The following is a 23,490-nucleotide window of genomic DNA, read 5'->3' on the forward strand; positions in this document are numbered from 1 at the left end:
GATGCGGCTGGATACGGCCGCCGTGGAGCGCGGCTGCCGCAACAGCGAGATCAAGACCTTCCGGCATTTGTGCCGCGCCGAGATCGACCGGTTCCGCGATGCCGCGAATGCGGAAGGACCGCTGACCGTTGCCTGCACGCAGGAAGCGCCGCTGTTCGGCAATGAAGCCGGCGAGCGCCCGGAGCCGATCGAATTCGTCAATGTCAGGGAAACCGCCGGCTGGTCGAAGCAAGGCGCGGGCGCCGGGCCGAAGATGGCGGCCCTGCTCGCGGCCGCCGCGGAGCCCGTGCCGCAAATTCCCTTCGTCACCCTGTCGAGTGACGGCGTGATCCTGATCTATGGCCGCGATGAGGCCGCAATCGAGGCCGGCAAGCTACTCGCCGATCATCTCGACGTCACCGTGATGATCGCGAACCCGTCCGGCATCACGCCGCCGTCGCCCAGCGCATTCCCGGTGGTCAAGGGAACCATCCGCAATGCCGGCGGCCATTTCGGCGCCTTCGAGCTCACCATCGACAATTTTGCCGCGCCCCGTCCCTCCTCGCGCGACGCGTTCGAGTTCGACGCGACGCGCAATGGTGCGACGTCGCGTTGCGATCTCGTGCTCGATCTCTCCGGCGGCCCAGCGCTCTTCCCCGCCCACGACCTGCGCGACGGCTATCTGCGGGCGGATCCGAAGGATCCGGCGGCGGTGCTGCGCGCCGTATTGAAGGCGCGCGACCTCGTCGGCAGCTTCGACAAGCCGCAATACATCAACTTCACCGCCGAGCTCTGTGCGCATTCGCGCTCGAAACTGACCGGCTGCCACCGCTGTCTCGATCTCTGCCCGACCGGCGCGATCGTGCCCAACGGCGATCATGTCAGGATCAGTGCGGAAATTTGCGCCGGCTGCGGCCAGTGCGCCGCCGCCTGCCCCACAAGCGCGGCCTCCTATGCATTGCCGCCGGCCGATGCCCTGCTGCACAAGCTGCGCGCCATGTTGCAGGCCTATCAGCAGGCCGGCGGCACCAAGCCGGTCATGCTGCTGCACGACGGCCAGCATGGCACGGCGCTGATCGACGCGCTGGCGCGCCACGGCGATGGCCTGCCGGCGAACGTGCTGCCGCTGGCGGTAAACGAAATCACGCAAGTGGGACTGGAAGCGATCGTCGCTGCCTTTGCCTATGGCGCCGCCGGCGTGCGCTTCCTGCTGCGGGCAAAGCCGCTGCACGACATCGCGGGGCTGGCGCAGACCATCGCCATGGCGGACGCGATCCTTGCGGGCCTCGGCCTTGCCGGCCGCCGCGTCGCCACCATCGAGACCGACGATCCCGATGCGCTGGGCGATGCGCTCTACAACCTCGATCCGGGAGCAGCCGTAGCGCAGCCCGCGACGTTCCGCACCGTCGGCAAGCGGCGCGACGTCCTGCGCTTTGCGCTTTCCGAGCTGCATCGCGTGGCGCCCGCGCCGGTCGACATCATCGCGCTCCCCGAGGGAGCGCCGCTAGGCACGGTCAATGTCAACGTCGAAGGCTGCACGCTGTGCCTGTCCTGCGTGTCGGCCTGCCCGACCGGCGCACTGCTCGACGATCCCGACCGTCCCGCGCTGAAATTCGTCGAGGATGCCTGCGTGCAGTGCGGGCTGTGCAAGGCGACCTGCCCCGAGAAGGTCATTTCGCTGCAGCCGCAGATCGACTTCCGCGCCAGCCGCGCCACCGCGCGCCTGATCAAGGAGGAAGAACCCGCGCTCTGCATCCGCTGCAGCAAGCCGTTCGGCGTCAAGAGCACGATCGAGAAGGTCGCCGCCAAGCTCGAGGGCCGGCACTGGATGTACCCGGCCGCCGCCGGCCGCGCCGATGCGATCCGCATGTGCGCCGACTGCCGCGTCATCACCATGAGCGAGCAGCAGTTCGATCCCTTTGCCGGCGTGCCCGAACGACCCGTGCCGCGCACGACGGACGACTACCTGCGCGACCGCGACAAGAAGTGAGATAAGAGACCGGCCTGACCTTACCGGGCCCCTTCCGCGACCATCGCCAAGCCGTTACGATGTCCGCAACCATCCGGGGGAGATGGCATGCTCGGACGGGGCGTCACGGCAAGACCCACGCGGCGACACGGCTTGCTGCCGTGCTGGTTGCTTGCTTGTGGAATCGCATTCATCAGCTCAGCCGCCAACGCGGGCGATCGGCTTGCCCTCGTGATCGGCAACGGCGCCTATTCGAACGCGCCGCGGCTGGCCAATCCGGCAAACGACGCTGCCGACATCGCGCAATCCCTGCGCAGCATCGGCTTTGAGATCGTCGAAGGCCGCGACCTCGACAAGCGAACCATGGAGCAGAAAATCGTCGAGTTCGGTCACAAGCTCGACGGCGCCAACCTCGCGCTGTTCTTCTACGCGGGGCACGGCTTGCAGGTCAGCGGACAGAACTATCTGGTGCCGATCGACGCAAAACTCCAGCGCGCCGGAGACCTCTCGTTTGAAACGATCAACGTCAACCAGGTGCTGGCGCAGATGGAGGCCGAGAAGCGGGTCAACCTCGTGTTCCTCGATGCCTGCCGCGACAATCCGCTGGCGCGTTCGTTCGCGCGCACCCTCGGGGATACCCGGTCGGCAAGCGTCGGGCGGGGGCTCGCCTCGATCCAGAGCGCGGTCGGGACCATGATCGCCTACGCGACGCAGCCGGACAACACGGCGCTCGACGGCACCGGTCGCAACAGTCCATTCACCGCGGCGCTGCTGAAGCATGTCGCCACACCGGGCCTCGAGGTCCGCAGCATGATGACGCGAGTCCGTGCCGACGTGCTGGCAGCCACACGGGACAGGCAACTGCCGTGGGATCATTCCTCCCTCATCGGCGAAGTCGTACTCGCACCGGCCGTCGCGACCGCCGCTGCGATACCGCCGCAGGCTGCGCCCTCCTCGGCTCCGCCCCCGGCAACGGGACCTGCCACACCGCCTGCTCCGCCACAATCGAGCGAAGCCGAGCGCGCCTGGGCGATAACCAAGGATACGACCAGCCGGGCCGTGCTGCAGGCCTTCATCAAGCGCCATGGCAAGACGATCTACGGCGAAATGGCGAGTGCGAGGCTGAAGGAACTCGAACAGCAGGCGCCCAAACCGCAGGAGCAAAAAGCACCGGAGCCAAAGCCGCAGGACAAGGTCGCGCTGGTGCCGCAGGCCCAGACGCGCAGTGCCGGACCGAAGGTCTTCGAGAACCCGACCATCAACGGCGTCCGTGTCGATCGTTGCATGAAGTGGGGACCGACGGGCTGCGGCGCACCGGCCGCGAATTACTGGTGCCGCTCGAAGGGATTTGCCAAGGCGACCGACTCCGAATGGAAAACCGGCCCACCCACGATCTTCCAGGATCCGGAAAGTTCGGTGAGGGTGTGCGACTATTTCTTCTGCGGCGGATTTACCAAAGTGGTCTGCGAATAATATTTGCTTTGCTGTATGGCGGCTTACTTCGCCGTCGCGCGGCTAAGGAAATCGGTGAGCGCCTTGCGGTCCTCCGGTGATCCGATGCGTTGCTCGGGCATCTTGGTGCCGGGCGTGTAGGCGTTGGGACCGACCTCGAACAATTGCGACACCGTCTCCGGCGTCCACACGATGTTCATGTTCCTCAGCGCCTCGGAAAAGCGGTAATCCGGCAGCGAGGCGATCTTGCGCCCGAACAGGCCGGCCAGCGTCGGCCCTGCGCGCGGACCGTCCTTTTCCGAAAGCGTGTGACAGGCGACGCAGGCGCGGAAAACTTCCGCGCCGTGATCTCCGGCATAGGCCGCGAGCGGATCGCCCACTGCCCCCTGCTGCGGCGAACCGACGGGGTTGCCGGTCTGCGCGTTCCAGCGCCGGATCGTGGCGTCGGCGCCGCCCGTCAGCAGCGTCGCTCCGTCAGGCATGAAGGCGACCGACCACACTGGTAGTCCCGGCCCCACCAGCGCGCTGATCAGGCTGCGCGTCTTGCGGTCGATCAGGTTGACCGTGCCGCCGATGCCGGCGGCCGCCACGCGCGCGCCGTCGGGCGAGATTGCCAGCGCAATGATCGGCGTGGTTCCGGCCTGAGCTTCCCCGGCCTCCTTCGCACCCGGCGCAAGGAACCGTACCTTGCCGTCCGCGCCGCCGGTGACGATCTCGCCGTCGGGCGCGACCGCGACCGCATTGAGCGGCGCCGGCAGTGTGACGATGTCAGGCGGCCCATCCGCCACCGGCCAGATGCGGACGGTCAGGTCGTAACCGACGCTGACCAGCGATTTGCCGTCAGGTGTAAACGCAACGCCGTTGACGTTTTGCGCATGACCTTCGAGCACGCGGCTGGCGCCGCCGCGCAGCGGCCACAGCCGCGCCGTGCCGTCCCAGGCAGCGGAAGCCAGTGTTGCGCCATCGGGAGCAACCGCCAGCGCCACGATCGGCGCAGTATGGCCTTCCAGCACTTCATCGGGCTGCTGGCGGCCGGACGTCCACAGCGCGATCTTCGCATCCGCGCCGGCGGTTGCCATGCGGCCGTCGCCAAGGAACGCGACGGCATTGACGGCATCGGCGTGGAACCGCAGCACCTGCTCTGCCGATCCGCCCGCCAGCGACCAGCGGATCGCGGCGGTATCGAAACTGCCGGAAAGGACGTTCTTGCCGTCAGCCGAAATCGCAATCGAGCGGACCGGGCCGCCATGGCCGGCGAGCTGCGCCTGCGCAACAGGCGCAACCGCCAGCAACGCAGCCGCGATGAGGCAAGAGATCGGAATCCGTCTTGTCGGCACGTCGTGGGCTGCTCGCAGGATGGGGAACGCGGATAGCGCGCATACTGCACAACTGCCGGACGCCATGGAAGGCCCGGCCCCGGCGATCACAAGGCCGCGACGAATATGTGTTCGCTAGGCCTGCAATTGCCCGGTCAGCCGGCCGTGGAATGCGAGGCTGCGTGGATCCAGGCCAGTGAAGGTGATGACGCGGCCATGCGCGCGATACTTCGTCTCGACCGCATCCAGCGCTGCGACGCTGGAGGCGTCCCAGATCTGGGAATGGGTGAGATCGACCGTGACCTCCTTGGGGTCGAGCGCGTAGGAGAAGCGCTCGACGAGATCGTTGCTGGAGCCGAAGAACAGCGGCCCGTGCACGGCATAGCGGACGGCACTGCCGTCCTCGCTCGGCGTGCGCTCGACCCGGATGACATGGGCAACGCGGCGGGCGAACAGCACCATGGCGAGCAGCACGCCGCCGGCGATGCCGAAGGCGAGATTGCCGGTTGCAACCGTGATGATCACGGTCGTCACCAGAACCGCTGTCTCTGATTTCGGCATGCGCTTGAGCGTCGAGGGCATCACGCTGTGCCAGTCGAACGTCTTCAGCGCCGCAATCATCATCACGGCGGCGAGCGCCACCAGCGGGATCTGCGCCATCAGGCCGCTCAGCACGGTCACGAGCACGAGCAGCACGATCGCCGCTGCGGCAGTGGATATCCGCGAGCGTCCGCCGCCGATCTTCACGTTGACGACGGTCTGCGCGATCATGGCGCATCCGGCGATGCCGCCGTAGAAGCCGGCTGCGATATTGGCGACGCCGAGCGCCCAGGATTCCCTGCCCTTGTGCGAGCGGGTGTCGGTGACGTCGTCGACCAGTTTTGCGGTGAGCAGCGTCTCCAGCAGCCCGACAAAGGCGACGCTGAGCGCGGTCGGCCAGATGATACTGAGCGTCGCCAAATTGAGCGGCACCGTGAATTGCGTGATTCCAGGGAGGCCGGGCGCCATCGCGCCGCCGTTGCCGCCGACATTGGGCACGGTGAGATGGCCTGACATGACGATCGCGGTGACAATGACGATGGCGATCAGCGACGCCGGAACGATCGTGATGACCCGCGGCGCCAGCAGCACGATCGCAATCGTCAGCGCAAACAGGGGATAGACGATCCAAGGCACGTTCAGAATGTGCGGCACCTGCGCGAAGAAGATCAGGATGCCCAGCGAGTTGACGAAACCGATCATCACCGAGCGCGGGATGAAGCGCGTCAGCCGCGCCATGCCGAGCAGGCCGAAGGCGATCTGGATGACGCCTGCCAGCAGGATGGTCGGCAGGATGTAGCCGGTGCCGTAGGTCTTCACCATCGGCCCGATCACCAGCGCGATCGAGCCCGCCGCGGCCGTCACCATCGCCGGCCGCCCGCCGAGCACGGACATCACAAGCCCGAGCACGACCGAGGAGAACAGCGCGACCTTGGGGTCGACGCCGGAGACGAAGGAGAACGAGATCACCTCGGGGATCAACGCCAGAGCGGTCACGACGCCCGCCAGCGTCTCGCGGGTGAACTCCCGCGGCGAGGTCAGCACCGAGCCGATCGAGGGCGAATCCTCGACGGCCGTCTGCGCCGTGCGATCGGAGATCGCGGTCATTTCCCTCTCCCGTTCAACTGCGCATTGTCAGCTTGCCGGCCCGCGCGCGACACAGCGGAAGCCGATGTGACATGTCGATGAATCCACGCTCTCGCCCTGCCGCGCGGCAGGTCGGGCGCGCAGGCAGTAGTTGGGCGCACAGAGATGCGAACCGCCCTTCACCACCTTCAGCGCCAGACGTGGATCCGGTTCCTGGCGCTGGCAGCAGGATTTCTCGGCGCCGCCCGAGGGCGCGTAGGGCGTGGTGGTCCACTCCCAGACATTGCCGCACATGTCGTGCAGCCCGTAGCCGTTCGGCGGGAAAGCATCGACAGGCGAAGTGCCCTCGAAACCGTCCTCGGCGAGGTTCTCGAAGGGAAAGCGCCCTTGCCATGTGTTGGAGAGATAGCGGCCCTCGGGATTGGCGGCATCGCCCCACGGATAGGCGGCGCCCTCAAGCCCGCCGCGCGCGGCAAACTCCCATTCCACCTCGCTGGGCAACGCCTTGCCTGCCCACGCCGCATAGGCCTGGGCGTCCTCGTAGTTGACGTGCACGACGGGATGATTGTCCCTTTGGGCGATCGAGCTGTTCGGCCCGTTCGGATGCCGCCAGTCCGCGCCGGGCAAATAGGCCCACCACGCGCGGTGGTCTCGCAGGCTGACCGGCCGTGGCGGCTTGACGAACACCAGCGAGCCCGGAACGAGAAACTCCTCCGCCGCGTCCGGATACATTTCCCGGCTCGGCGTGCGCTCGGAGAAGGTGATGTAACCCGTCGCCTCGACGAAGCGGCGAAACTGGGCGTTGGTCACGGGATGGCGGTCGATCCAGAAGCCATCCGTCGTCTCGGGGCGGACCGGCCGCTCCTCGCGGTAGAAGGCATTCGAGCCCATCAGAAAAGTCCCGCCGGGAATCCAGACCATGCCTTCCCGGCGGGTAACGCCAGCGGAGCGAGGGGCGGCCGACGCGTGGCCGTTCAGCGACGCTTCGTGCTTCGAACAACAATGTGTTGCAACCTGCTCCACGGCCCCTGCTCTCACTGATTGACGTCAGTACTGCTTCGGCACGAAGTCGAGCGGCGCTCCGGGCGGAATCAGTTGCTCCTTCTTCGCGCTGTCCTCGAACGCGCGCACCACGCGGTGCGCATGCTGCATCACCCACCAGCGCACATAGCGCTGGTTCACCGCCTCACGCTCCTTGGGGTCTTCCTTCAGGTGGGTGATGCGGGCGAAGCCGAGCGGCAGTTCCGGATCGTGGAAATGCTGCTGCCGCTTGAAGTTGATCTTGAAGTCCTTCCACTTCACCGCGTGCAGTTCGTCCTTGAGCCAGACGATGCAGGACTCGCGATTGGAAGCTTCCTGCTTGCCGAGGAAGAACGGGGTCTGATCGGTGCCGTCGATCAGGCGGTCCTTCGGCGGCTCGCAGCCGGCGAACTTCAGCAGCGTCGTGAACATGTCGGTGACATGCACCATCTCGTTGCTCTCGATCCCTGCCGGGACATGGCCGGGCCAGCGGATCAGCAGCGGCGTGCGGATGCCGCCTTCGGCGGAAGAGAAGTAGGAGCCGTCGAAGAAGCCGCCGGTGCCGCGGCCGGCCAGGTGATCCTCCGCGCCGTTGTCGCCGCACATCACGACGATAGTGTTGTCGCGCACGCCGAGCCGGTCGAGCGTATCGAGCAGCACGCCGAAGTCATGGTCGAGCATCAGGAGGCAGTCTCCCCAGTCGCCGTTGTCGCTCTTGCCGACGAATTCGTCGCGCGGGCTCATCGGGAAGTGCATCAGCGAGTGGTTGAAGTAGCAGTAGAAGGGCTTGTCGTCCTTGACCGCCTTCTCCATGAACTTGATGGCGCGCTTCTGGTATTCGAGGTCGCAGGTCTTCTTGGTCTCCATGGTGAGTTGCTGGTCCTTGATCGGCCATGCGCCCTTGCCCTTCACGCCCTCATGCATGTGCGAGTAGCCGTCGCGTTCGGGATCGTAGTGCGGATCTTCCAGCCACATGCATTCGTCATAGGTGCGCAGCGGCCCGTACCATTCGTCGAAACCGTGATCGGTGGGGAAACGGCCGTCTTCGGCGCCGATGTGCCACTTGCCGTAGATCGACGAGGTGTAGCCGGCTTCCGCCAGGATCGAGGCGATGGTGCGTTCCCAGGTGACGATGCCGCCGCCATTGCCGCCGAGCGCAATGGTGTGGTTGCCCGAGCGGATCGGGAAGCGCCCGGTCATCAGCGCCGAGCGGGTCGGCGTGCATTGCGGCTCCACGACGTAGTGCGTGAGCTTCATGCCTTCCTTGGCGAATGTGTCCATCCGCCTGGTGTCGGCGCCGCGCAGGCGTCCGCCGCCGTAGCAGCCGAGTTCGCCCATGCCGAGATTGTCGACGTGGAAGAAGAGAATGTTCGGTTTCTTTGCCATAGTAGCTCCGTTGGTGGCGTGGTTCACGCCGGGTCTTTGATCTTGGTTTGCGCGGCGCCTGCGGAATGGCTCTCCTGCCATTTCGGACCGGGTCCACGCATGTAGTGCTGCTCGGGGCGGTATCTGCGGCCAAGCATCGCCGCGAGCCGGCGCCACATCGCCGCGAGCGGCGCGCCGAGCTCGGCTGTGCCGGGCTTGTCGGCATGAAAAATGCTTGTTCTCTTTGCCATCAATCGCTCCGATCGACTGGCGCGAGGACGCACCAATCCCTTAACGACGCGGGTCGCGCGTCATCTTGTTTCCGTCTCGTTTCGCTCCCTGGCGGGCAGCGAAGTCTTGCGTGTCAGTAAAGTTCGCCCACTCCTTTCGGTCCCACTTTCATTCCAAAGCCGGACAGACCGCGGTCCTTGATCTCCGGGGCCATGGCGGCGAGCGACTCTTCGCGGATCAGCCCCTTGAGCTCCTGGACCAGGTTCATGAACTCGGGCGTGTCGGTCATTTCAGGCGTGCGCGGCCGCGGCAGCGGCACCTTGATCTCCGCCTTGATGCGTCCAGGCCGGGCCGTCATCACGTAGATACGGTCGGACAGGAAAATCGATTCCTCGATGTCATGGGTGATGAACAGCACGGAGATGCGGAACTGCTGCCAGATGTTGGTCAGGATCTCCTGCATCACCACGCGGGTCTGCGTGTCGAGCGCGCCGAACGGCTCGTCCATCAGGAGCACCTGCGGACTGGTTGCCAGCGCGCGGACGATGCCGATGCGCTGCTTCATGCCGCCGGAAAGCTGGTCGGGGTAATGGTTCTCGAACGACAGCAGCCCCGCCAGATCGAGCAGCGAGCGCGCCGTGGCGTTGCGCCTGTTCTGGTCGACGCCGGCCATCTTCAGGCCGAATTCGACGTTCTTGCGCACCGACAGCCAGGGAAACAGCGAGTATTGCTGGAACACGACGCCGCGGTCCGAACCCGGCTTCGTGATCTTCTTGCCGTCGAGCAGCGCCTCCCCCCGGGTCGGCTTGACGAAGCCGGCGACGATGCTGAGCAAGGTGGACTTGCCGCAACCGGACGGCCCGATCAGGGAAACGAATTCGCCGGGCTGCACGTTGATCGAGACTTCCTTGACGGCGACGATTTCGCTTTCATCGCTGCCGAAGGTGACTCCCGTATTGCGGATGTCGATGCACCCCTTCGAGGTGTCGGCGTGTGCTTCTGCAACGCTCATCTGTTGCCTCCGGGTGCGTAGGAGAGCCACGGCATCAGGAAGTAGCCGACCAGACGGATGACGCCGCTGCAGGCGAGACCGAGAACGCCGATCGTGATCATGCCGAGCATGATCGCGGGGTAATCCACCAGCGAATAGGCTTCCCAGGTGAAGTAGCCGACGCCGAATTGGCCGGAGATCATTTCCGCCGCGATCAGCGACACCCAGGCGACGCCCATGCCGACCGCAAGGCCGGTGAAAATGTGCGGCAGCGAGCCCGGCAGGATCACGTTCCAGAACAGCTGTGCTTCGTTGGCGCCAAGGCAGCGCCCGGCACGGACCAGCACGCCATCCAGCGAATGAACGCCATGGATGGTGTTGAGCAGGATCGGGAAGAACGCGCCGATGAAGGTGATGAAGACGATCGCTGCCTCGTTGTTCGGCCAAAGCATGATCGACATCGGCACCCAGGCGATGGCCGGGATCGGCCGCAGGATTTCCACGCATGGCATGCACAGGTCGCGCACGCGCTCGTACTTGCCGATCAGCAGGCCCAGCGGCACGCCGATGGCGATGGCGATGAAGAAGCCGGTCAGGATGCGCCGGACACTGATGGCGATGTTGACGAGGTACTTGTTCGAAAGGCCGACCTGGGTGAGCTGGTGGAACACCTCGGCGGGCGTCGGCACGTTCTTGAAGCGGATGTAGAACTCGAAGCGGTACTTGGTTCCAAGATACCAGACCAGGAACAGCGCCCCGATCGAGATGCAACCGAGCAACAGCGTGATGATGCGGTCGCGTGTGACGTGCTTGAGGAGCGAGCGCGCGACGGTGCGGAACGACAGGGTCGGGACCACCTCCGGCTCGGCAGCGGCCGGCCCGGCTGCGGGGGCAGGCGCCGCCTGCCCCTCCGCCACTGGCGCTTCCGGCTTTTCAGGCGTGGATGTCATCATGCTCTCGACGATCCGATGGGGATCGAGTTGTCCTGCCGGGATCGGGATTGCCGCAACCTTCGCTCGCGCCATGTTGCTCATCGGGCGATCGCTATTGTCCGACGTTGATGGCCGTGAGAGCTTCGGTGAAGGTGGCGAGCTTGCCGCCGTTCTTGGCAGCAAAGGCCTCGGCGTCCTTCTTCAGCAGGAACGGCACCACGACTGGGTTCTTGGCATCCGGCTTGATGGAGTAGAAGGCGGCGTCGGCGAACACCTTGATGCCGAGTTCATGGTCGACGAGATAGACGGCGTTGAACTTCTTGCCTTCCTTCGTGAACTTCTTGACGCCGAGCAGCGCGCAGACCGGCGACGAGAACGGCACGATGTCGCCGCCCTGGATCCATACCTCGCCGACGAGCTTGGGATCGTTGACCGGGACGTTGCAGACGGGGTCCGTGCCGGTGACGTTGTAGGTGTCGAAGGACGCGAGCTGCTTGTCGTAGTCGAGCCCGAGCTCCTTGTAGGTGGCGCGGATATAGCTGTCGTTGACCCACGCTCCCATGTCGAGCGGCTTGATCATGTTGAGCTTCTGCAGGATCGCGTAGCTGCCGCCGGCGGACTCGATCAATAGCTTCTTGATGGTGGGGTCCAGCGTGTGCACGCCGCCCGGGCCGAGGAAGATGTAGACCACTTCCTTGTTGATCTTGGTCCATTCCTCGATCTTCTCGGCGGCGAGCTTCGGATTCTTGCGCATCCATTCGTTCGCCTCGATCAGCGACTTGAGATAGGCCGTGACGATCTCCGGATACTTCTCGGCAAAGTCCTTGCGCACGGTCACGCCGTGGAAGGTCGGAACCTTGGTCTCGGCGCCGTCGTAGATCTTGCGGGCAAACCCCTTGAACGGCAGCAGTTCGGCAAACGGAACGAAGTCGCCATGCGCGTCGATGCGCTTTTCCTGGAGATTGGTGGTGCCGACCTCGGGCGATTGAGAAACCAGGCTCCAGAAATCCGGCGGCAGGCCGCGCTTCTGCAGCGAGGTCACCATCATGCCGTGCGCGGCAGAGCCGAAGGGAACGGAGACGTTCTTGCCCTTGAGATCGCTGAGTTCGTAGAACGGCGAGTCCTTGTGGACGACAATGCCGTTGCCGCCGCCGACGGCGTTGTAGGCGATGATGGCAATGAGCTGGGTCGGATTGTTGGTGTTCTGGCCGGTGGCGCCGTTCACCATCAACGGATAATCGCCCATCATACCGATCTGGATGTTGTTGGCCATCATGCCGTTGGTGATCGGCGGGCCCGACGTCGCATTCTGCCAGGACAGCTTGTACTGGAAGTCCTTGTACTTGCCGGTCTTCGGCAGGTTCTTCTCGAGCAGGCCGAGTTCCTTGATGACGACGCCGCCGGTTACGGTGTTGGTCGTCGTGTTCTGCGTGCCGATGCCGATCTCCAACACCTCCGCGCGCAGATTCACCGGAGAGAGCATGACTGCCGCCGCCACGCACCACGGGGCGACCCTGGAACCGCAAGACATGAGTGTAGCGACATTCATCTCGTTAACCCCTTAGATTGCTGCGGATTTGCGGGAGAGCAACTCGCCATTGGGCTGCGCTCGGTACTCTCGCAGTTGCAAAGGCCAAGCCAGTTTGCGCCTTGCCTGCGCGACAGGTTGTCCCTGCCCGGCGCATGCGAAGCACCGAATTAACGAAGAAAGAAACGGCGGCGACGAAGCCCACTCGCGAACTCCTCAAGACGACTGGATTGCCGTGCTCGACCTGAGTTCTGGGCGTGGAAAGGATTTCCTGAAACAAGGAACGGTGACGGCGCGCAAATCCTTGCCGAAAAAGTTCGGCTGCTTAAGAAATAGCCAGAAACAACGCAGGTTATGATGAAATCTTGGGCGACATGGCGTTCGTGCGAGCAGATCGCGAACCCCTCGAATCGATCCGCCGCGTCGACCCCTGTCAGTCGGCCTCGTCCTGCAGACCGCTCTTTGTGGCCTTGCCATCGCGCATCTTCATCAACGGCGCGCCGTCCTTGATGAGAATGTTGGTGCCCTGTGCATCGAGCACGCCCATCTCGGAAAGGCGCTTCAGCGCAGTCGTCACCCATTGCCGCGTCACGCCGATCATGTTGGCGAGATCGGCGTGCGTGAAGGATGCGGCGATCAGCGTGCCGCCGCGCTCTTCGACGCCATAGAGATCGCCGAGGTGCAGAAGCAGATGCGCCAAGCGCTCGGTCGGCGAACGCGTGCCGAGCATCTGCGCCAGCGACGAATAGCAGCGGCCCTTGAAACTGAGGCCTTCAATGATGCCGAGTGCCAGCGCAGGAATCTTGATCACCATTTGCCGCAGCACGTCTCCCGGCAAATGCAGCACGCTGCTGTTGATCGCGGCTGCACCGGACCAGACATGGATGCCACGATTGAACACGTCGGGGCCGCCGACGAAATTGCCGGGATGCCAGTAGGCGAGCGTGATCTCGCGCCCGGAGGGCCCGATATAGAAGACGCGAATACGGCCGCTCTCGATCAGATAGATGCCGTCCTGCTGGCCCCCTTGCGAAAACACCGGCGCGCCGCGGTAAAACACCTTGCGCTTGCCGGCGCTGACGACTTGCTGGATTTCCGCTTCCGTGAGGCCGAGGAACAGCGGCGCGGGGCCGCCTCCCCGCGCCTCCTCGTCGGGCATCAGCATGGCGCCGAAGCGCGCCTGGTCTGCCCAGCCGAGATTCGTCCCCGTCGTCCAGGTGGATACGCGCTTGCCGGTCAACAGGGCCTCCATGCGGCAATCCCTAGCAAATCCTGCGCCAGCCCTTATCCGGTCAAGCCGCGCCACATGGCGGCTCCATTCAGGCCCGCGCAAAAGGCCGGCAGGATACCTATATTGATTGCGTCTCCCCCGGGATCTTCCATTGCTCTACCTCGAACTTGCCATCGTAACCGTCCTGATCGTCATCAACGGCCTTCTGTCGATGTCGGAACTTGCGATCGTGTCGTCGCGGCCAATGCGGCTGGCGGGGATGGTCGAGAAGGGCGTGCGCGGCTCGCGGCGCGCGCTGGCGCTTGCTTCCGATCCCGGAAAATTCCTGTCCACGGTGCAGATCGGCATCACGCTGATCGGCGTGCTCTCGGGCGCGTTCTCCGGCGCGACGCTCGGGCAGCGGCTATCGCTTGGGCTGGTCGACCTCGGCTTCTCCCAGGGCGCAGCCGATGCCATCGGCGTCGGCCTCGTCGTCGGGGTCATCACCTATGCCTCGCTGATCGTGGGCGAACTCGTGCCGAAGCAGATCGCGCTGCGCGATCCCGAGTCCATCGCGGTCAAGGTCGCGCCCGCGATGAGCCTGATGGCCACGATTTCCCTGCCGCTGGTCTGGCTGCTCGATCGCTCCGGCAAGGCCCTGCTCTGGCTGCTCGGTCATCGCGGCGAGGCGGAAGGACGCGTCAGCGAGGAGGAAATCCGCACGCTCGTGATGGAGGCCGAACATGCCGGCGTGCTCGAGCCCGGCGAGAAGGAAATGATCGCCGGCGTGATGCGGCTCGGCGACCTTCCGGTCGGCGCCGTGATGACGCCGCGGCATGAGGTGAGCCTGATCGACCTTGCCGATCCCCTGCCCGTGACCATGGCGAACCTGCAGAACACCAATCATTCGCGCTGCGTCGTGTTCGACGGCGACCGCAACAGCGCGGTCGGGGTCGTGCGGGCCAAGGACCTGCTCGATACCTATCTCGCAGGCCGGACGCCGGACATCCGCGCGTTGGTGCGCGAGGCGCCGATCATTCCCGAATCGCTCGATGCGCGCGACGTGGTCGCGATCCTCCGCCACGCGGCGGCACACATGGGGCTCGTGCACGACGAATACGGCGTGTTTCGGGGTGTCGTCACCAGCAGCGACATTCTGCAAGCGATCATCGGCGCGTTCAGCACCGAACACGGTCCGGCCGAGCCGGCCTTTGTCAGGCGCGACGACGGCTCCTATCTGATCTCCGGCTGGATGCCCGCACTGGAATTTGCCGACCTGCTCGGGATCGCAATGCCGCCATCACGGCCCTACCAGACCTTTGCCGGATTCCTGCTGCATGAGTTCGGCGTCATCCCCGAGGTCGGCGACAAGATTGCGGTCGGCAACTGGCAGTTCGAGGTTGTCGACATGGACGGCCGGCGCATCGACAAGGTGCTGGTGGGCCGGCGCGAGAAGGCCTGATCCTGCCGTGGCTTGTATCCATTGCTTCGAGCGCCCTGCCGCATGCTGCGGAACCGGATCGTGCCGCCTGTTGATAACCCCCGCCCCGCGATTCCGGCTCGCAAGACTTGCGCCGCCGCCGTGCTATCGACAGTTCGACTGAACCGGACGGATAGAACCATGCGGATTACCCTCGTCGGCTCCCGCCATTTCGGCGTGGCAACTTTCAACATGCTGCGCGAGCACGGCGTCGAGATCGCAAGGGTCGTGGTCCATGACGGCGAGGACCGGCTTGCCGCCGCTGCCGGGGCCGCCGGCATCGAGGTCGCGGTGCAGGCCAATCCCAGGCTCGTGGTCGCTTCCGAGATCGCACCGAAGACCGATCTCATCGTCACCGCCCACAGCCATGCCCGCATCGGCAGGGATGCGCTGGCCGCGTCGAAACACGGCGGTATCGGCTATCATCCCTCGCTGCTGCCGCGCCATCGCGGCATCGCTGCGATCGAGTGGACCATCAAGGAAGGCGATCCGATTGCCGGCGGCACGATCTATCATCTTGCCGACCGCATGGATGCCGGCGCGATCGCGGCGCAGGACTGGGTCTTCGTCAAGAAGGGCGAGACGGCACGCGAGTTGTGGGAGCGTGCGCTGGCGCCGCTCGGCCTGCGCCTGCTCGCCGAGGTGATCGATTCCGCCAAGGCCAATGGCTCGCTTCCGGCCAAGCCGCAGGACGAGCAATTCGCCACGCTTGCGCCGGCGCTGGAACCCGCCAGCCACTGACCCCCGGCAACGATCGGAATCCTGCGCATTCCGGCCCTTTCCGGAGCGGGTTCCCGTGCCCCTTATCTGGAACCAAAATCAATCATAAGTGTCTGCAGCATCGGGAACTTTACGATTTGTTGCATCGCATCAAATTTTCGTCACAATGTTCCCCAATAAGCGCCGCCGACCCCCCAAATCAAGGACCCCCAATCATGCGTCGCAACCGCATCCGCCCACTCGTTTGTGCCACCCTTTTCACCATTGCCGCCTCGGCTCCCGCGTTTGCCGGACATCCCTATGACGGCCAGTGGAACGTTACCGTGATCACCAAGAACGGGAGCTGCGAGCCTTCGACCTCTTCGACCCTGACGATCAGCGACGGCCGGGTCGCCGCGGCCGGCGCCGCCATTTCCGGCACCATCGGACGCGAGGGACTTGTGCGAGTCTCGATCAATGGTGCATATGCGAACGGTCAACTCAGTGGCAACTCCGGATCAGGGAAGTGGAATGGCGCATCAGCGGGTGTACCGTGCAGCGGTCGATGGGAAGCATCCCGTCTCTAAGGCCAGCCGACTAGCTGAAACCTTCGCGTATTCGCGGCGGCTCGCATTTGCGGCCGCCGCTTTTTTTGCCGCTTCGACCGCCGTCGGTCATGCGCAGCAATCTGGGCCGTTTGCCGGCATGGCCGGCAACTGGGCGGGCGGCGGCACCGTCACGCTGGATGACGGTTCGCGCGAACGCATCCGTTGCCGCGCATCCTACAAGGTCTACGGCATGGAAATGGCGATGACGCTCACCTGCGCCAGCGATGCCTACAAGTTCAACCTGGCGGCCAACGTCGTTGACGGCGGCGGTCAGGTTACCGGCACCTGGACCGAGTCCAGCCGTAACGTCGGCGGCTCCCTGCAGGGCCGCGGCGGCCATGGCAATTTCCAGGTCGTCGCAAGCGCGGCCGGCTTCAATGCGAACATCTCGCTGCGCACCTCCGGCAACAAGCAGTCGATTGCAATGCGTGCTGATGCCCAGTTCAGGGCTGCGGACATTTCGCTTTCGAAATAGTCTCGCAGGCACGAAGCAAATCACGCCCCGGCTGGTCAGAAGCCGGGGCGTCTTGCTGTGCGCGGCTCGCTGTTCTTCAGCTCGTCTTCGGCTTCTCGAGCTTGGCCGCGGTTTCCCTGATGGTCTTCGCGATCAGCAGCGCCTGCTCTTTGTTGAACGCAAAATCCTGAACGCCCTTGTGGGTGGTGAGCGACAGCACCATGATGTCGGGCTGCTGCTCCGGCCAGCCCGTGGCAAAGCCCAGGACGATATCGGCGGTGGTCTTTCGCGTGGTGTTCATGATGCAGGACTTCCTTCACGCCGCCGGAACGAAGGCGGTGACTTCGATTTCGACTTTGGCGCGCTCGTCGACGAGTCCGCCGATGTAGAGCAGCGTCGAGGGCGGAAAATTCCTGCCCAGCGTCTCCTTCCAGGCGGCGCCGATGCCGGCGCCAGCGGCCTCATACTCGCTCTTGCTGGTGAGATACCAGGTCAGCCGCACGATGTGCTGCGGCCCCGCGCCGGCTTCGGCAAGCAGCCGGATGATCCGCTTCAGCGCGGCTCCGGCCTGGCTGGCGAGATCAGGGGCGTAGTCGCCCTTCTCGTCGCCGCCGGTCTGGCCGGCCAGCACGATCCATTTGCCGGGGCCGTCGACCACGACGCCGTGCGAAAAGCCGCGCGGTTTCGACCAATCGGCCGGTTGGAGGACACGCATGCGCTTGTTTCCTTCCGAGACTGGCGCTTCCTTAGCACCGATCAGGGCCATGATCCCACAGCGAAATTAAGCCGCGCGCAGGGCTGCGTCAGCAGATTTGCCCGTTGCAAAGGCAGGCCGGGTCTCTCATACCGGCCTGCCCGCTCGCAAACACTTCTCCGATGGATCGCACCCCCTCCAAAACAATGGCCGCGCTGTGGATGGCCGGCTGGCTCGCCCTGATGCTGATGATCGCGGTCGCCGGCCGCGAGGCATTGCGCGAGATGAATGTGTTCCAGCTGATCCTGATCCGCTCCAGCGTGGGGCTTCTGCTGCTCTATCCCCTGATTCACCGCGCCGGCGGTTTTTCTGCCGTCAGGACGCAGCGTCTGCCGCTGCACCTCGGACGCAACGTCATCCATTTCGGCGCGCAGCTCGGCTGGTTCTTTGCGTTGACGCTGATCCCGATCGGCCAGGTGGTGGCGATCGAGTTCACCATGCCGATCTGGACCGCCATCCTCGCCGCGATGTTTCTCGGCGAGCGCATGACGATCTGGAAGTCTTGCGCCATCGCGCTCGGCCTCGTCGGCGTCGTCGTGATCGTGCGGCCCGCCACCAGCGAGATCAATCCGGGTCAGTTGATCGCACTCGCCGCCGCCGTCGGCTTCGGCATTTCCATCGCGATGGTGAAGTCGCTGACGCGCACCGAACAGACGGTATCGATCGTCTTCTACATGGCCGCGGTGCAGATTGCCGGCAGCCTGTTGCCCGGCCTCTATGCCTGGAGCTGGCCGTCGCCGGCCGCGTGGGGCTGGGCGCTCGCGGTGGCATTCTGCGGCACCTACTCGCACTACTGCATGACGCGGGCGATGCTGTATGCCGATGCCACCGTCGTGATCCCGATGGACTTCCTGCGGGTTCCCCTCACGGCGCTCGCGGGCTGGCTGCTCTATTCGGAGCGGCTCGATGCCTTCACCGTGTTCGGCGCGGCGCTGATCCTCACCGGAAATCTTGTGAACCTGCGGGCATCGACCCCGGCTCCCGTGCGTCCCGCCGCCTGAGCGGGCGGTCGGCATCATGCCAATACCGTTGGCACGAATTCCAGAGCCATTTTCACGGCATTTGTGATCCAAATCACGCAACTTCGCTGGCCGCATCCCTAACGTCGTTGCCAATCGGAGGCGGTCGCTCAAATCGGGGTTATCCGGGCCGATTTTTGTGGCGCGATGGGTGGCATTATCGTGTATCGTTCGACACAAGCGTTACCGCCAAGGTGTTTCGATTCTACAGGGGCATTTCAGATGCGCTACATCACCCTTCTCCTTTCCCTGATCTGCATGGCGCTGACCGTGAATTCCGCGCAGGCCGACCGCCGCGTCGCCTTTGTCGTCGGCAACGGCGCCTACAAGAACGTGGCTCCGCTGCCCAATCCGTCGGTCGACGCCAAGGCCATGGCCGCCGCGCTGCGCAATGTCGGCTTCGAGGTCGTCGAAGGCGTCAACCTCACCCGCGACAAGATGACCGAGCGGTTGCTCGACTTCGGCAAGAAGGCGCAAGGAGCCGACGTCGCCGTGTTCTTCTACGCCGGCCACGGCATCGCGATCTCCGGCACCAACTATCTGCTGCCGATCGACGCCGACATCAAATCCGAGATGGACGTCAAGCTCGGCGCCGCCATCAACATCGACCTCACGCTCGACCAGACCATGGGCGACGCCAAGGTCAAGCTGGTATTCCTCGACGCCTGCCGCGACAACCCGTTCGCCGCCAAGATCAAGTCGAACTCAGCGACCCGCAGCGTCAACGTGGGCAGCGGTCTTGCCGAGATGAAGTCCGGTGAAGGCACGCTGATCGCGTTCGCGACCGGTCCAGGCCAGACCGCGCTTGACGGCACCGAAGGCGGCAACAGCCCCTTCACCCGCGCGCTCCTCGCCAACGTCACCCAGCCCGGCGTCGAGATCCAGCAGGCGATGACCAAGGTCCGCGCCCAGGTCAACGAGGAGACCAACAAGGGCCAGCTGCCCTGGGGTCACACCAACCTGATCGGCACCGTCTACCTGAACGGCGCGCCTGCGCCGGCAGCCCCGGGCGCCGCCGCACCGGCCCAGCAGCAGGTCGCGCTGGCGCCCAACGCCGAGGTCGAAGTCGAGTTCTGGCGCTCGATCAAGGACTCCAACAAGGCCGAGGAGTTCAAGGCCTATCTGACCAACTATCCGAACGGCCAGTTCCGTTCGCTGGCGCAGTCGCGCGTCGCCTCCCTCGAGCAGGGCGGCAACAAGCCCGATGCCACGCGCAACCTGTCCGCCGGGATCGATCCCGCCGTCTTCACCGAGGAATCGAGCCAGCTCAGCGAGGACCAGATCGGCCTCGACAAGGGCCAGCGCCGCGACGTGCAGCGCCGCCTCAACGGTCTCGGCTTCGACACCAAGGTCACCGGCATCTTCAACCAGGACACCCGCAACGTGATCACCCGCTGGCAGGCCGCCCGCGGCTATCCGAAGAGCGGTTACCTCAACAGGCTGCAGCACAGGGCGCTGCTCTCGGAAATCATCGCGACGCAGCCGGCGACGGCCTCGTCGAGCAGCGATGACGACGAGAAGCCCGCGCCGCGCAAGCGCGCCAGCGGTGGTGGCGGCGGTGGGGGCTCAGCACCGGCACCGCGCCAGAGCGGCGGCGGCGGCGATCCCGCCCATATGGGCCGCTTCATGGGCGGCGTGGTCGGCGGCATCCTGCGCTGATCCACCCTCACCCAGCAATCAACAGAAAAGCCCGGGCCTCGGCCCGGGCTTTTTCAATTGCGCCTGCTGGCAAGCGGCCTACTTGCCCGCCGCCTTGCGCAGCGCCTCGTTGATGCGGTCCTGCCAGCCGGGGCCGCCTGCCTGAAAATGCTCCAGCACGTCCTGGTCGAGGCGCAGCGTCACCTGCTCCTTCACGCCGGGCGCCACGTTCTTCTTCGGGGGGGCCTCGGCGACCTTGGTGGTGGCGCGCTTGAAGGCGGCCTCCGCTTCGCTGCGGGCGTCGTTGAGGGTGCGCGGCCGGCGCGGCTGGTCGGACATGGTCAGATCCCTTCGAACAGAGCGGTGGAAAGGTAGCGCTCGGAGAACGACGGCACGATGGCCAGCACGGTCTTGCCGGCCGCCTCCGGCCGCTTGCCGACCTGCAGCGCGGCAGCGATCGCAGCGCCCGAGGAAATGCCGCCGGGGATGCCTTCGTTGCGCGCCAGCGCGCGCGAGGTCTCGATCGCGGTCGCGCTGTTGACCTTGACGATCTCGTCGATCACGGAACGGTCGAGAATATCGGGCACGAAGCCCGCGCCGATGCCCTGGATCTTGTGCGGCGTATGCTGGCCGCCCGACAGCACCGGGCTCTCCTCCGGCTCGACCGCCACGATCTTCAGCGACGGTTTGCGCGGCTTCAGCACCTGGCCGACGCCGGTGATGGTGCCGCCGGTGCCGACGCCGGCGACGAAGAAATCGATATTGCCGCCGGTATCGTTCCAGATCTCCTCCGCCGTGGTGCGGCGGTGCACTTCGGGATTGGCGAGGTTCTTGAACTGCTGCGGCATCACGGAATTCGGCGTCGAGCGGATCAGTTCCTCGGCGGTGGCGATGGCGCCCTTCATGCCCTGCGCCGCCGGCGTCAGGATGATCTCGGCGCCGAGGAACGCCAGCATCTTGCGCCGCTCGATCGACATCGATTCCGGCATCACCAGCTTCAGCCGGTAGCCGCGCGCGGCCGCGACAAAGGCGAGCGCAATGCCGGTATTGCCCGAGGTCGGCTCGATCAGCACGGTGTCGGCGTTGACGATGCCCGCCTTCTCCATCGCAATGATCATCGCAGCCCCGATGCGGTCCTTCACGCTTGCCGCCGGATTGAAATATTCGAGCTTGGCGAGGATGGTGGCGCCGACGCCGTGCATTTTCGGCAGTTTGTTCAGGCGGACAATCGGCGTGTCGCCGATGGCATCGACGATGGAGTCGAACACCCGGCCGCGGCCGGGACGGTGCAGTGCAGCGTTTGGTGTCGGCGCATCCATTGCTGGAATTCCTTGGCTGGTTTGTCCGGGAGATTTGGGCTGTTTCCTACTTAGGTGCAGTGCGGTGCAACGTGCAAGAAGGAAACGCCGGAACGCAAAATTCGCTGCAATGCAAAACAGTTAGAATGAGAAATAACGTGAAACCAACGTATTTGTGTTGCGACAACGTCAAAGAAGTCGTCTTATACTTTGGTCGCTAGCGCATGATCCTGTGCGGCTTTGTCCGATCATGGCGAGGGCACTGGTTTCCCGGTTCTGAACGCAAGGAGGTCAACGATGGCAGCTGTTGCTGAAGTCCTGTCGACCGTCGCGTCTCAACCCGATCCGCGCGGGTGCGAGCTTCCCACCTGCCCGGTGTGTGCGGATTCCATGGTGGCTGCGGAAGCTTCCGCCTATCTGAGCGACCACGTGATCTCGTATCTCTGGACCTGCGATACCTGCGGCTACGGCTTCGTCACCAGGCATGCGCTGAAGAAATTCGCTTGTAACTAAGCCACGACTCATTGTGGAGCGATGTCACCGCGCGCCCAGTCGGCGCGCGTTTGACTCCGGAAATCCTCGAACGTGCCGTTTGAGATCGCCGCGCGCATGTCGCGCATCAGCCGCTGGTAATAGGCGACGTTGATTTCCGACAGCAGCATCGCGCCCAGCGTCTCGCCCGACCTGACGAGATGATGCAGATAGGCGCGCGAGATGTTGCGCGTCGACGGCCAGTCGCTTTCCGCATCCAGCGGCCGGGGATCGTCGGCATGGCGCGCATTGCGCAGGTTGATCTGGCCGTAGCGCGTGAACGCCATGCCGTGGCGGCCGTTGCGGGTGGGCATCACGCAGTCGAACATGTCGATGCCGCGCGCGACCGCCTCCAGCAGGTCTTCGGGTGTCCCCACGCCCATCAGGTAGCGCGGACGATCCGCCGGCAATTCCGGCGCCGTCACCTCGATCATGGCCAGCATCACTACCTGCGGCTCGCCCACCGCCAGTCCCCCGATCGCGTAGCCATGGAAACCGACGTCGATCAGCCCGCGTGCGCTGGCCTTGCGCAATTCGGGCACGTCGCCGCCCTGCACGATGCCGAACAGCATGTAGCCTTCGGGCGCACTTTCGAACGCGCGCCTGGAGCGTTCGGCCCAGCGCAGCGATAGCTGCATCGCGCGCTCGATGTCGCCGCGCTCCGCCGGCAGACGCACGCACTCGTCCATCTGCATGGCGATGTCCGAGCCCAGCAGCCGCTGCACTTCGATCGAGCGCTCCGGCGACAGCTCCACCCTGGCGCCGTCGATATGCGAGCGGAAGGTCACCGCCTGCTCGCTCACCTTGCGCAGATCGGACAAGGACATCACCTGAAAGCCGCCGGAATCGGTCAGCATCGGCCCGCCCCAGCCGGTAAATCTTTGCAGGCCGCCGAGCGCGGCGATCCGCTCGGCGCCCGGCCGCAGCATCAGATGGTAGGTATTGCCGAGCACGATATCGGCGCCCGCCTCCCGAACCTCGCGCCAGTGCATGCCCTTCATGGCGCCGGCCGTGCCGACCGGCATGAAGGCTGGCGTGCGCACCACGCCATGCGGCGTGGTCAGGCGCCCGGTTCGCGCCGCGCCGTCGCTCGCCAGCAGCTCAAAGTGGTTGGGAAGGCTCATGTGGAGGCCTTATGGCGCGACAGCCATGCCGGATTCAACCGGTTTGGGGCCGATTTACCCCGTTGACGCCGGCAAATCTCTCCCCCATAAGACCGCGCCATGACGCTGACTGCGAAAACCACGACCAAAACCACCAAGCCCTTTGGGGGCTCGGGAGTTGTGCGCGCGCAGTAAGCCTGGACCGCATATCTTCACCCGAAGCCCCGCCTGCAAAGGTCCGGGGCTTTTTTGTTGCCCGCACGAACCCGAAAGAAGAGGAGAACCAA

Annotated in this window: 23 protein-coding genes; 9 read left to right on the plus strand and 14 right to left on the minus strand. The window is 64.9% G+C overall.

The genetic code is table 11. The features are described from left to right. Position 1 precedes the first annotated feature (1 nt). Together HZB49_RS09500 and HZB49_RS09505 are read left to right on the plus strand one after the other, a co-directional pair. Positions 2-1,969 (plus strand): 4Fe-4S binding protein, encoded by a 1,968-nt coding sequence (locus HZB49_RS09500; RefSeq protein ID WP_291610455.1) that lies wholly within the window; start codon positions 2-4, stop codon positions 1,967-1,969. Between the two features lie 87 nt (positions 1,970-2,056). Further along, positions 2,057-3,421, plus strand: a complete 1,365-nt coding sequence (locus HZB49_RS09505) for a caspase domain-containing protein (protein WP_291610457.1) — start codon at positions 2,057-2,059, stop codon at positions 3,419-3,421. 23 nt (positions 3,422-3,444) lie between these two features. On the opposite strand, the gene HZB49_RS09510 is transcribed toward HZB49_RS09505, so the two are convergent. From HZB49_RS09510 to HZB49_RS09550, 9 genes are all read right to left on the minus strand, one after another. Then, on the minus strand, positions 3,445-4,737 hold the full coding sequence (locus HZB49_RS09510) for a c-type cytochrome (protein ID WP_365857234.1): 1,293 nt from the start codon (positions 4,735-4,737) through the stop codon (positions 3,445-3,447). A 114-nt stretch (positions 4,738-4,851) separates the two neighbouring features. Continuing rightward, positions 4,852-6,363, minus strand: a complete 1,512-nt coding sequence (locus tag HZB49_RS09515) for a SulP family inorganic anion transporter (protein ID WP_291610459.1) — start codon at positions 6,361-6,363, stop codon at positions 4,852-4,854. A gap of 27 nt (positions 6,364-6,390) precedes the next feature. Further along, positions 6,391-7,263, minus strand: coding sequence for a formylglycine-generating enzyme family protein (locus HZB49_RS09520; RefSeq protein ID WP_291610461.1), 873 nt, complete (start codon positions 7,261-7,263; stop codon positions 6,391-6,393). Positions 7,264-7,389: 126 nt separating this feature from the next. After that, complete coding sequence (locus HZB49_RS09525) at positions 7,390-8,748, minus strand: arylsulfatase (protein ID WP_291610463.1); 1,359 nt, start codon at positions 8,746-8,748, stop codon at positions 7,390-7,392. A 23-nt stretch (positions 8,749-8,771) separates the two neighbouring features. After that, positions 8,772-8,978, minus strand: a complete 207-nt coding sequence (locus HZB49_RS09530; protein WP_291610465.1) for a hypothetical protein — start codon at positions 8,976-8,978, stop codon at positions 8,772-8,774. A 113-nt stretch (positions 8,979-9,091) separates the two neighbouring features. Next, positions 9,092-9,970 carry an ABC transporter ATP-binding protein gene (locus HZB49_RS09535; RefSeq protein WP_291610467.1) on the minus strand — a complete coding sequence of 293 codons (879 nt, stop codon included), beginning with the start codon at positions 9,968-9,970 and terminating at the stop codon, positions 9,092-9,094. Then, complete coding sequence (locus HZB49_RS09540) at positions 9,967-10,974, minus strand: ABC transporter permease (protein WP_291610469.1); 1,008 nt, start codon at positions 10,972-10,974, stop codon at positions 9,967-9,969. Before HZB49_RS09540 ends, HZB49_RS09535 begins: the two co-directional genes overlap by 4 nt. 19 nt (positions 10,975-10,993) lie before the next feature. Continuing rightward, positions 10,994-12,364 carry an ABC transporter substrate-binding protein gene (locus HZB49_RS09545; protein ID WP_291610471.1) on the minus strand — a complete coding sequence of 457 codons (1,371 nt, stop codon included), beginning with the start codon at positions 12,362-12,364 and terminating at the stop codon, positions 10,994-10,996. 478 nt (positions 12,365-12,842) lie between these two features. Beyond that, positions 12,843-13,574 carry a Crp/Fnr family transcriptional regulator gene (locus tag HZB49_RS09550; protein WP_291611167.1) on the minus strand — a complete coding sequence of 244 codons (732 nt, stop codon included), beginning with the start codon at positions 13,572-13,574 and terminating at the stop codon, positions 12,843-12,845. 217 nt (positions 13,575-13,791) lie between these two features. Between HZB49_RS09550 and HZB49_RS09555 the strand changes: the two genes are divergently transcribed. The 4 genes from HZB49_RS09555 (at position 13,792) to HZB49_RS09570 (ending at position 16,881) form a co-directional block, all read left to right on the plus strand. Continuing rightward, positions 13,792-15,081: a hemolysin family protein gene (locus HZB49_RS09555; protein WP_291610473.1), complete on the plus strand. Its 1,290-nt coding sequence runs from the start codon at positions 13,792-13,794 to the stop codon at positions 15,079-15,081. Between the two features lie 159 nt (positions 15,082-15,240). Beyond that, positions 15,241-15,840 (plus strand): formyltransferase family protein, encoded by a 600-nt coding sequence (locus HZB49_RS09560; protein WP_291610475.1) that lies wholly within the window; start codon positions 15,241-15,243, stop codon positions 15,838-15,840. 194 nt (positions 15,841-16,034) lie between these two features. Further along, positions 16,035-16,385 carry a hypothetical protein gene (locus HZB49_RS09565; protein WP_291610477.1) on the plus strand — a complete coding sequence of 117 codons (351 nt, stop codon included), beginning with the start codon at positions 16,035-16,037 and terminating at the stop codon, positions 16,383-16,385. Then, positions 16,330-16,881 carry a hypothetical protein gene (locus tag HZB49_RS09570; protein ID WP_291610479.1) on the plus strand — a complete coding sequence of 184 codons (552 nt, stop codon included), beginning with the start codon at positions 16,330-16,332 and terminating at the stop codon, positions 16,879-16,881. The genes HZB49_RS09565 and HZB49_RS09570 overlap by 56 nt, the downstream gene beginning before the upstream one ends. Before the next feature lie 76 nt (positions 16,882-16,957). On the opposite strand, the gene HZB49_RS09575 is transcribed toward HZB49_RS09570, so the two are convergent. Together HZB49_RS09575 and HZB49_RS09580 are read right to left on the minus strand one after the other, a co-directional pair. Continuing rightward, positions 16,958-17,161 carry a hypothetical protein gene (locus HZB49_RS09575; protein ID WP_291610481.1) on the minus strand — a complete coding sequence of 68 codons (204 nt, stop codon included), beginning with the start codon at positions 17,159-17,161 and terminating at the stop codon, positions 16,958-16,960. A gap of 15 nt (positions 17,162-17,176) precedes the next feature. Next, entirely contained in the window at positions 17,177-17,575 is a 399-nt protein-coding gene (locus HZB49_RS09580) for a RidA family protein (RefSeq protein WP_291610483.1), read from the minus strand. Between the two features lie 161 nt (positions 17,576-17,736). Here HZB49_RS09580 and HZB49_RS09585 point away from each other — a divergent pair, with 161 nt between their 5' ends. After that, positions 17,737-18,615 (plus strand): DMT family transporter, encoded by an 879-nt coding sequence (locus HZB49_RS09585; protein ID WP_291610486.1) that lies wholly within the window; start codon positions 17,737-17,739, stop codon positions 18,613-18,615. Between the two features lie 240 nt (positions 18,616-18,855). Continuing rightward, the gene (locus HZB49_RS09590) at positions 18,856-20,292 is read left to right on the plus strand and encodes a caspase family protein (RefSeq protein WP_291610487.1); all 1,437 of its coding nucleotides are present in this window, start codon (positions 18,856-18,858) and stop codon (positions 20,290-20,292) included. Positions 20,293-20,370: 78 nt separating this feature from the next. On the opposite strand, the gene HZB49_RS09595 is transcribed toward HZB49_RS09590, so the two are convergent. Both HZB49_RS09595 and cysK read right to left on the minus strand, forming a co-directional pair. Next, positions 20,371-20,610 carry a BrnA antitoxin family protein gene (locus HZB49_RS09595; RefSeq protein ID WP_291610489.1) on the minus strand — a complete coding sequence of 80 codons (240 nt, stop codon included), beginning with the start codon at positions 20,608-20,610 and terminating at the stop codon, positions 20,371-20,373. A 2-nt stretch (positions 20,611-20,612) separates the two neighbouring features. Then, positions 20,613-21,590: a cysteine synthase A gene (gene cysK / locus HZB49_RS09600; RefSeq protein ID WP_291610491.1), complete on the minus strand. Its 978-nt coding sequence runs from the start codon at positions 21,588-21,590 to the stop codon at positions 20,613-20,615. A 276-nt stretch (positions 21,591-21,866) separates the two neighbouring features. On the opposite strand from cysK, the gene HZB49_RS09605 reads away from it, so the two are divergent. Beyond that, complete coding sequence (locus HZB49_RS09605; RefSeq protein ID WP_291610493.1) at positions 21,867-22,082, plus strand: hypothetical protein; 216 nt, start codon at positions 21,867-21,869, stop codon at positions 22,080-22,082. 8 nt (positions 22,083-22,090) lie between these two features. On the opposite strand, the gene tgt is transcribed toward HZB49_RS09605, so the two are convergent. Continuing rightward, entirely contained in the window at positions 22,091-23,224 is a 1,134-nt protein-coding gene (gene tgt / locus HZB49_RS09610) for a tRNA guanosine(34) transglycosylase Tgt (protein WP_291610496.1), read from the minus strand. Between the last annotated feature and the right edge of the window lie 266 nt (positions 23,225-23,490).

This window comes from Bradyrhizobium sp. (genome assembly GCF_016219575.1).
GTDB lineage: Bacteria > Pseudomonadota > Alphaproteobacteria > Rhizobiales > Xanthobacteraceae > Bradyrhizobium.

Coding starts and splice junctions, on each gene's coding strand:
- HZB49_RS09565 (WP_291610477.1), top strand. CDS start 16,035: ATGCGTCGCAACCGCATCCGCCCACTCGTTTGTGCCACCCTTTTCACC.
- HZB49_RS09560 (WP_291610475.1), top strand. CDS start 15,241: ATGCGGATTACCCTCGTCGGCTCCCGCCATTTCGGCGTGGCAACTTTC.
- HZB49_RS09540 (WP_291610469.1), bottom strand. CDS start 10,974: ATGGCGCGAGCGAAGGTTGCGGCAATCCCGATCCCGGCAGGACAACTC.
- HZB49_RS09585 (WP_291610486.1), top strand. CDS start 17,737: ATGGATCGCACCCCCTCCAAAACAATGGCCGCGCTGTGGATGGCCGGC.
- HZB49_RS09595 (WP_291610489.1), bottom strand. CDS start 20,610: ATGTCCGACCAGCCGCGCCGGCCGCGCACCCTCAACGACGCCCGCAGC.
- cysK (WP_291610491.1), bottom strand. CDS start 21,590: ATGGATGCGCCGACACCAAACGCTGCACTGCACCGTCCCGGCCGCGGC.
- HZB49_RS09590 (WP_291610487.1), top strand. CDS start 18,856: ATGCGCTACATCACCCTTCTCCTTTCCCTGATCTGCATGGCGCTGACC.
- tgt (WP_291610496.1), bottom strand. CDS start 23,224: ATGAGCCTTCCCAACCACTTTGAGCTGCTGGCGAGCGACGGCGCGGCG.
- HZB49_RS09505 (WP_291610457.1), top strand. CDS start 2,057: ATGCTCGGACGGGGCGTCACGGCAAGACCCACGCGGCGACACGGCTTG.
- HZB49_RS09500 (WP_291610455.1), top strand. CDS start 2: ATGCGGCTGGATACGGCCGCCGTGGAGCGCGGCTGCCGCAACAGCGAG.
- HZB49_RS09550 (WP_291611167.1), bottom strand. CDS start 13,574: ATGCTGATGCCCGACGAGGAGGCGCGGGGAGGCGGCCCCGCGCCGCTG.
- HZB49_RS09570 (WP_291610479.1), top strand. CDS start 16,330: ATGGCGCATCAGCGGGTGTACCGTGCAGCGGTCGATGGGAAGCATCCC.
- HZB49_RS09530 (WP_291610465.1), bottom strand. CDS start 8,978: ATGGCAAAGAGAACAAGCATTTTTCATGCCGACAAGCCCGGCACAGCC.
- HZB49_RS09545 (WP_291610471.1), bottom strand. CDS start 12,364: ATGCTCTCTCCGGTGAATCTGCGCGCGGAGGTGTTGGAGATCGGCATC.
- HZB49_RS09515 (WP_291610459.1), bottom strand. CDS start 6,363: ATGACCGCGATCTCCGATCGCACGGCGCAGACGGCCGTCGAGGATTCG.
- HZB49_RS09580 (WP_291610483.1), bottom strand. CDS start 17,575: ATGCGTGTCCTCCAACCGGCCGATTGGTCGAAACCGCGCGGCTTTTCG.
- HZB49_RS09520 (WP_291610461.1), bottom strand. CDS start 7,263: ATGGTCTGGATTCCCGGCGGGACTTTTCTGATGGGCTCGAATGCCTTC.
- HZB49_RS09525 (WP_291610463.1), bottom strand. CDS start 8,748: ATGGCAAAGAAACCGAACATTCTCTTCTTCCACGTCGACAATCTCGGC.
- HZB49_RS09575 (WP_291610481.1), bottom strand. CDS start 17,161: ATGAACACCACGCGAAAGACCACCGCCGATATCGTCCTGGGCTTTGCC.
- HZB49_RS09535 (WP_291610467.1), bottom strand. CDS start 9,970: ATGAGCGTTGCAGAAGCACACGCCGACACCTCGAAGGGGTGCATCGAC.
- HZB49_RS09605 (WP_291610493.1), top strand. CDS start 21,867: ATGGCAGCTGTTGCTGAAGTCCTGTCGACCGTCGCGTCTCAACCCGAT.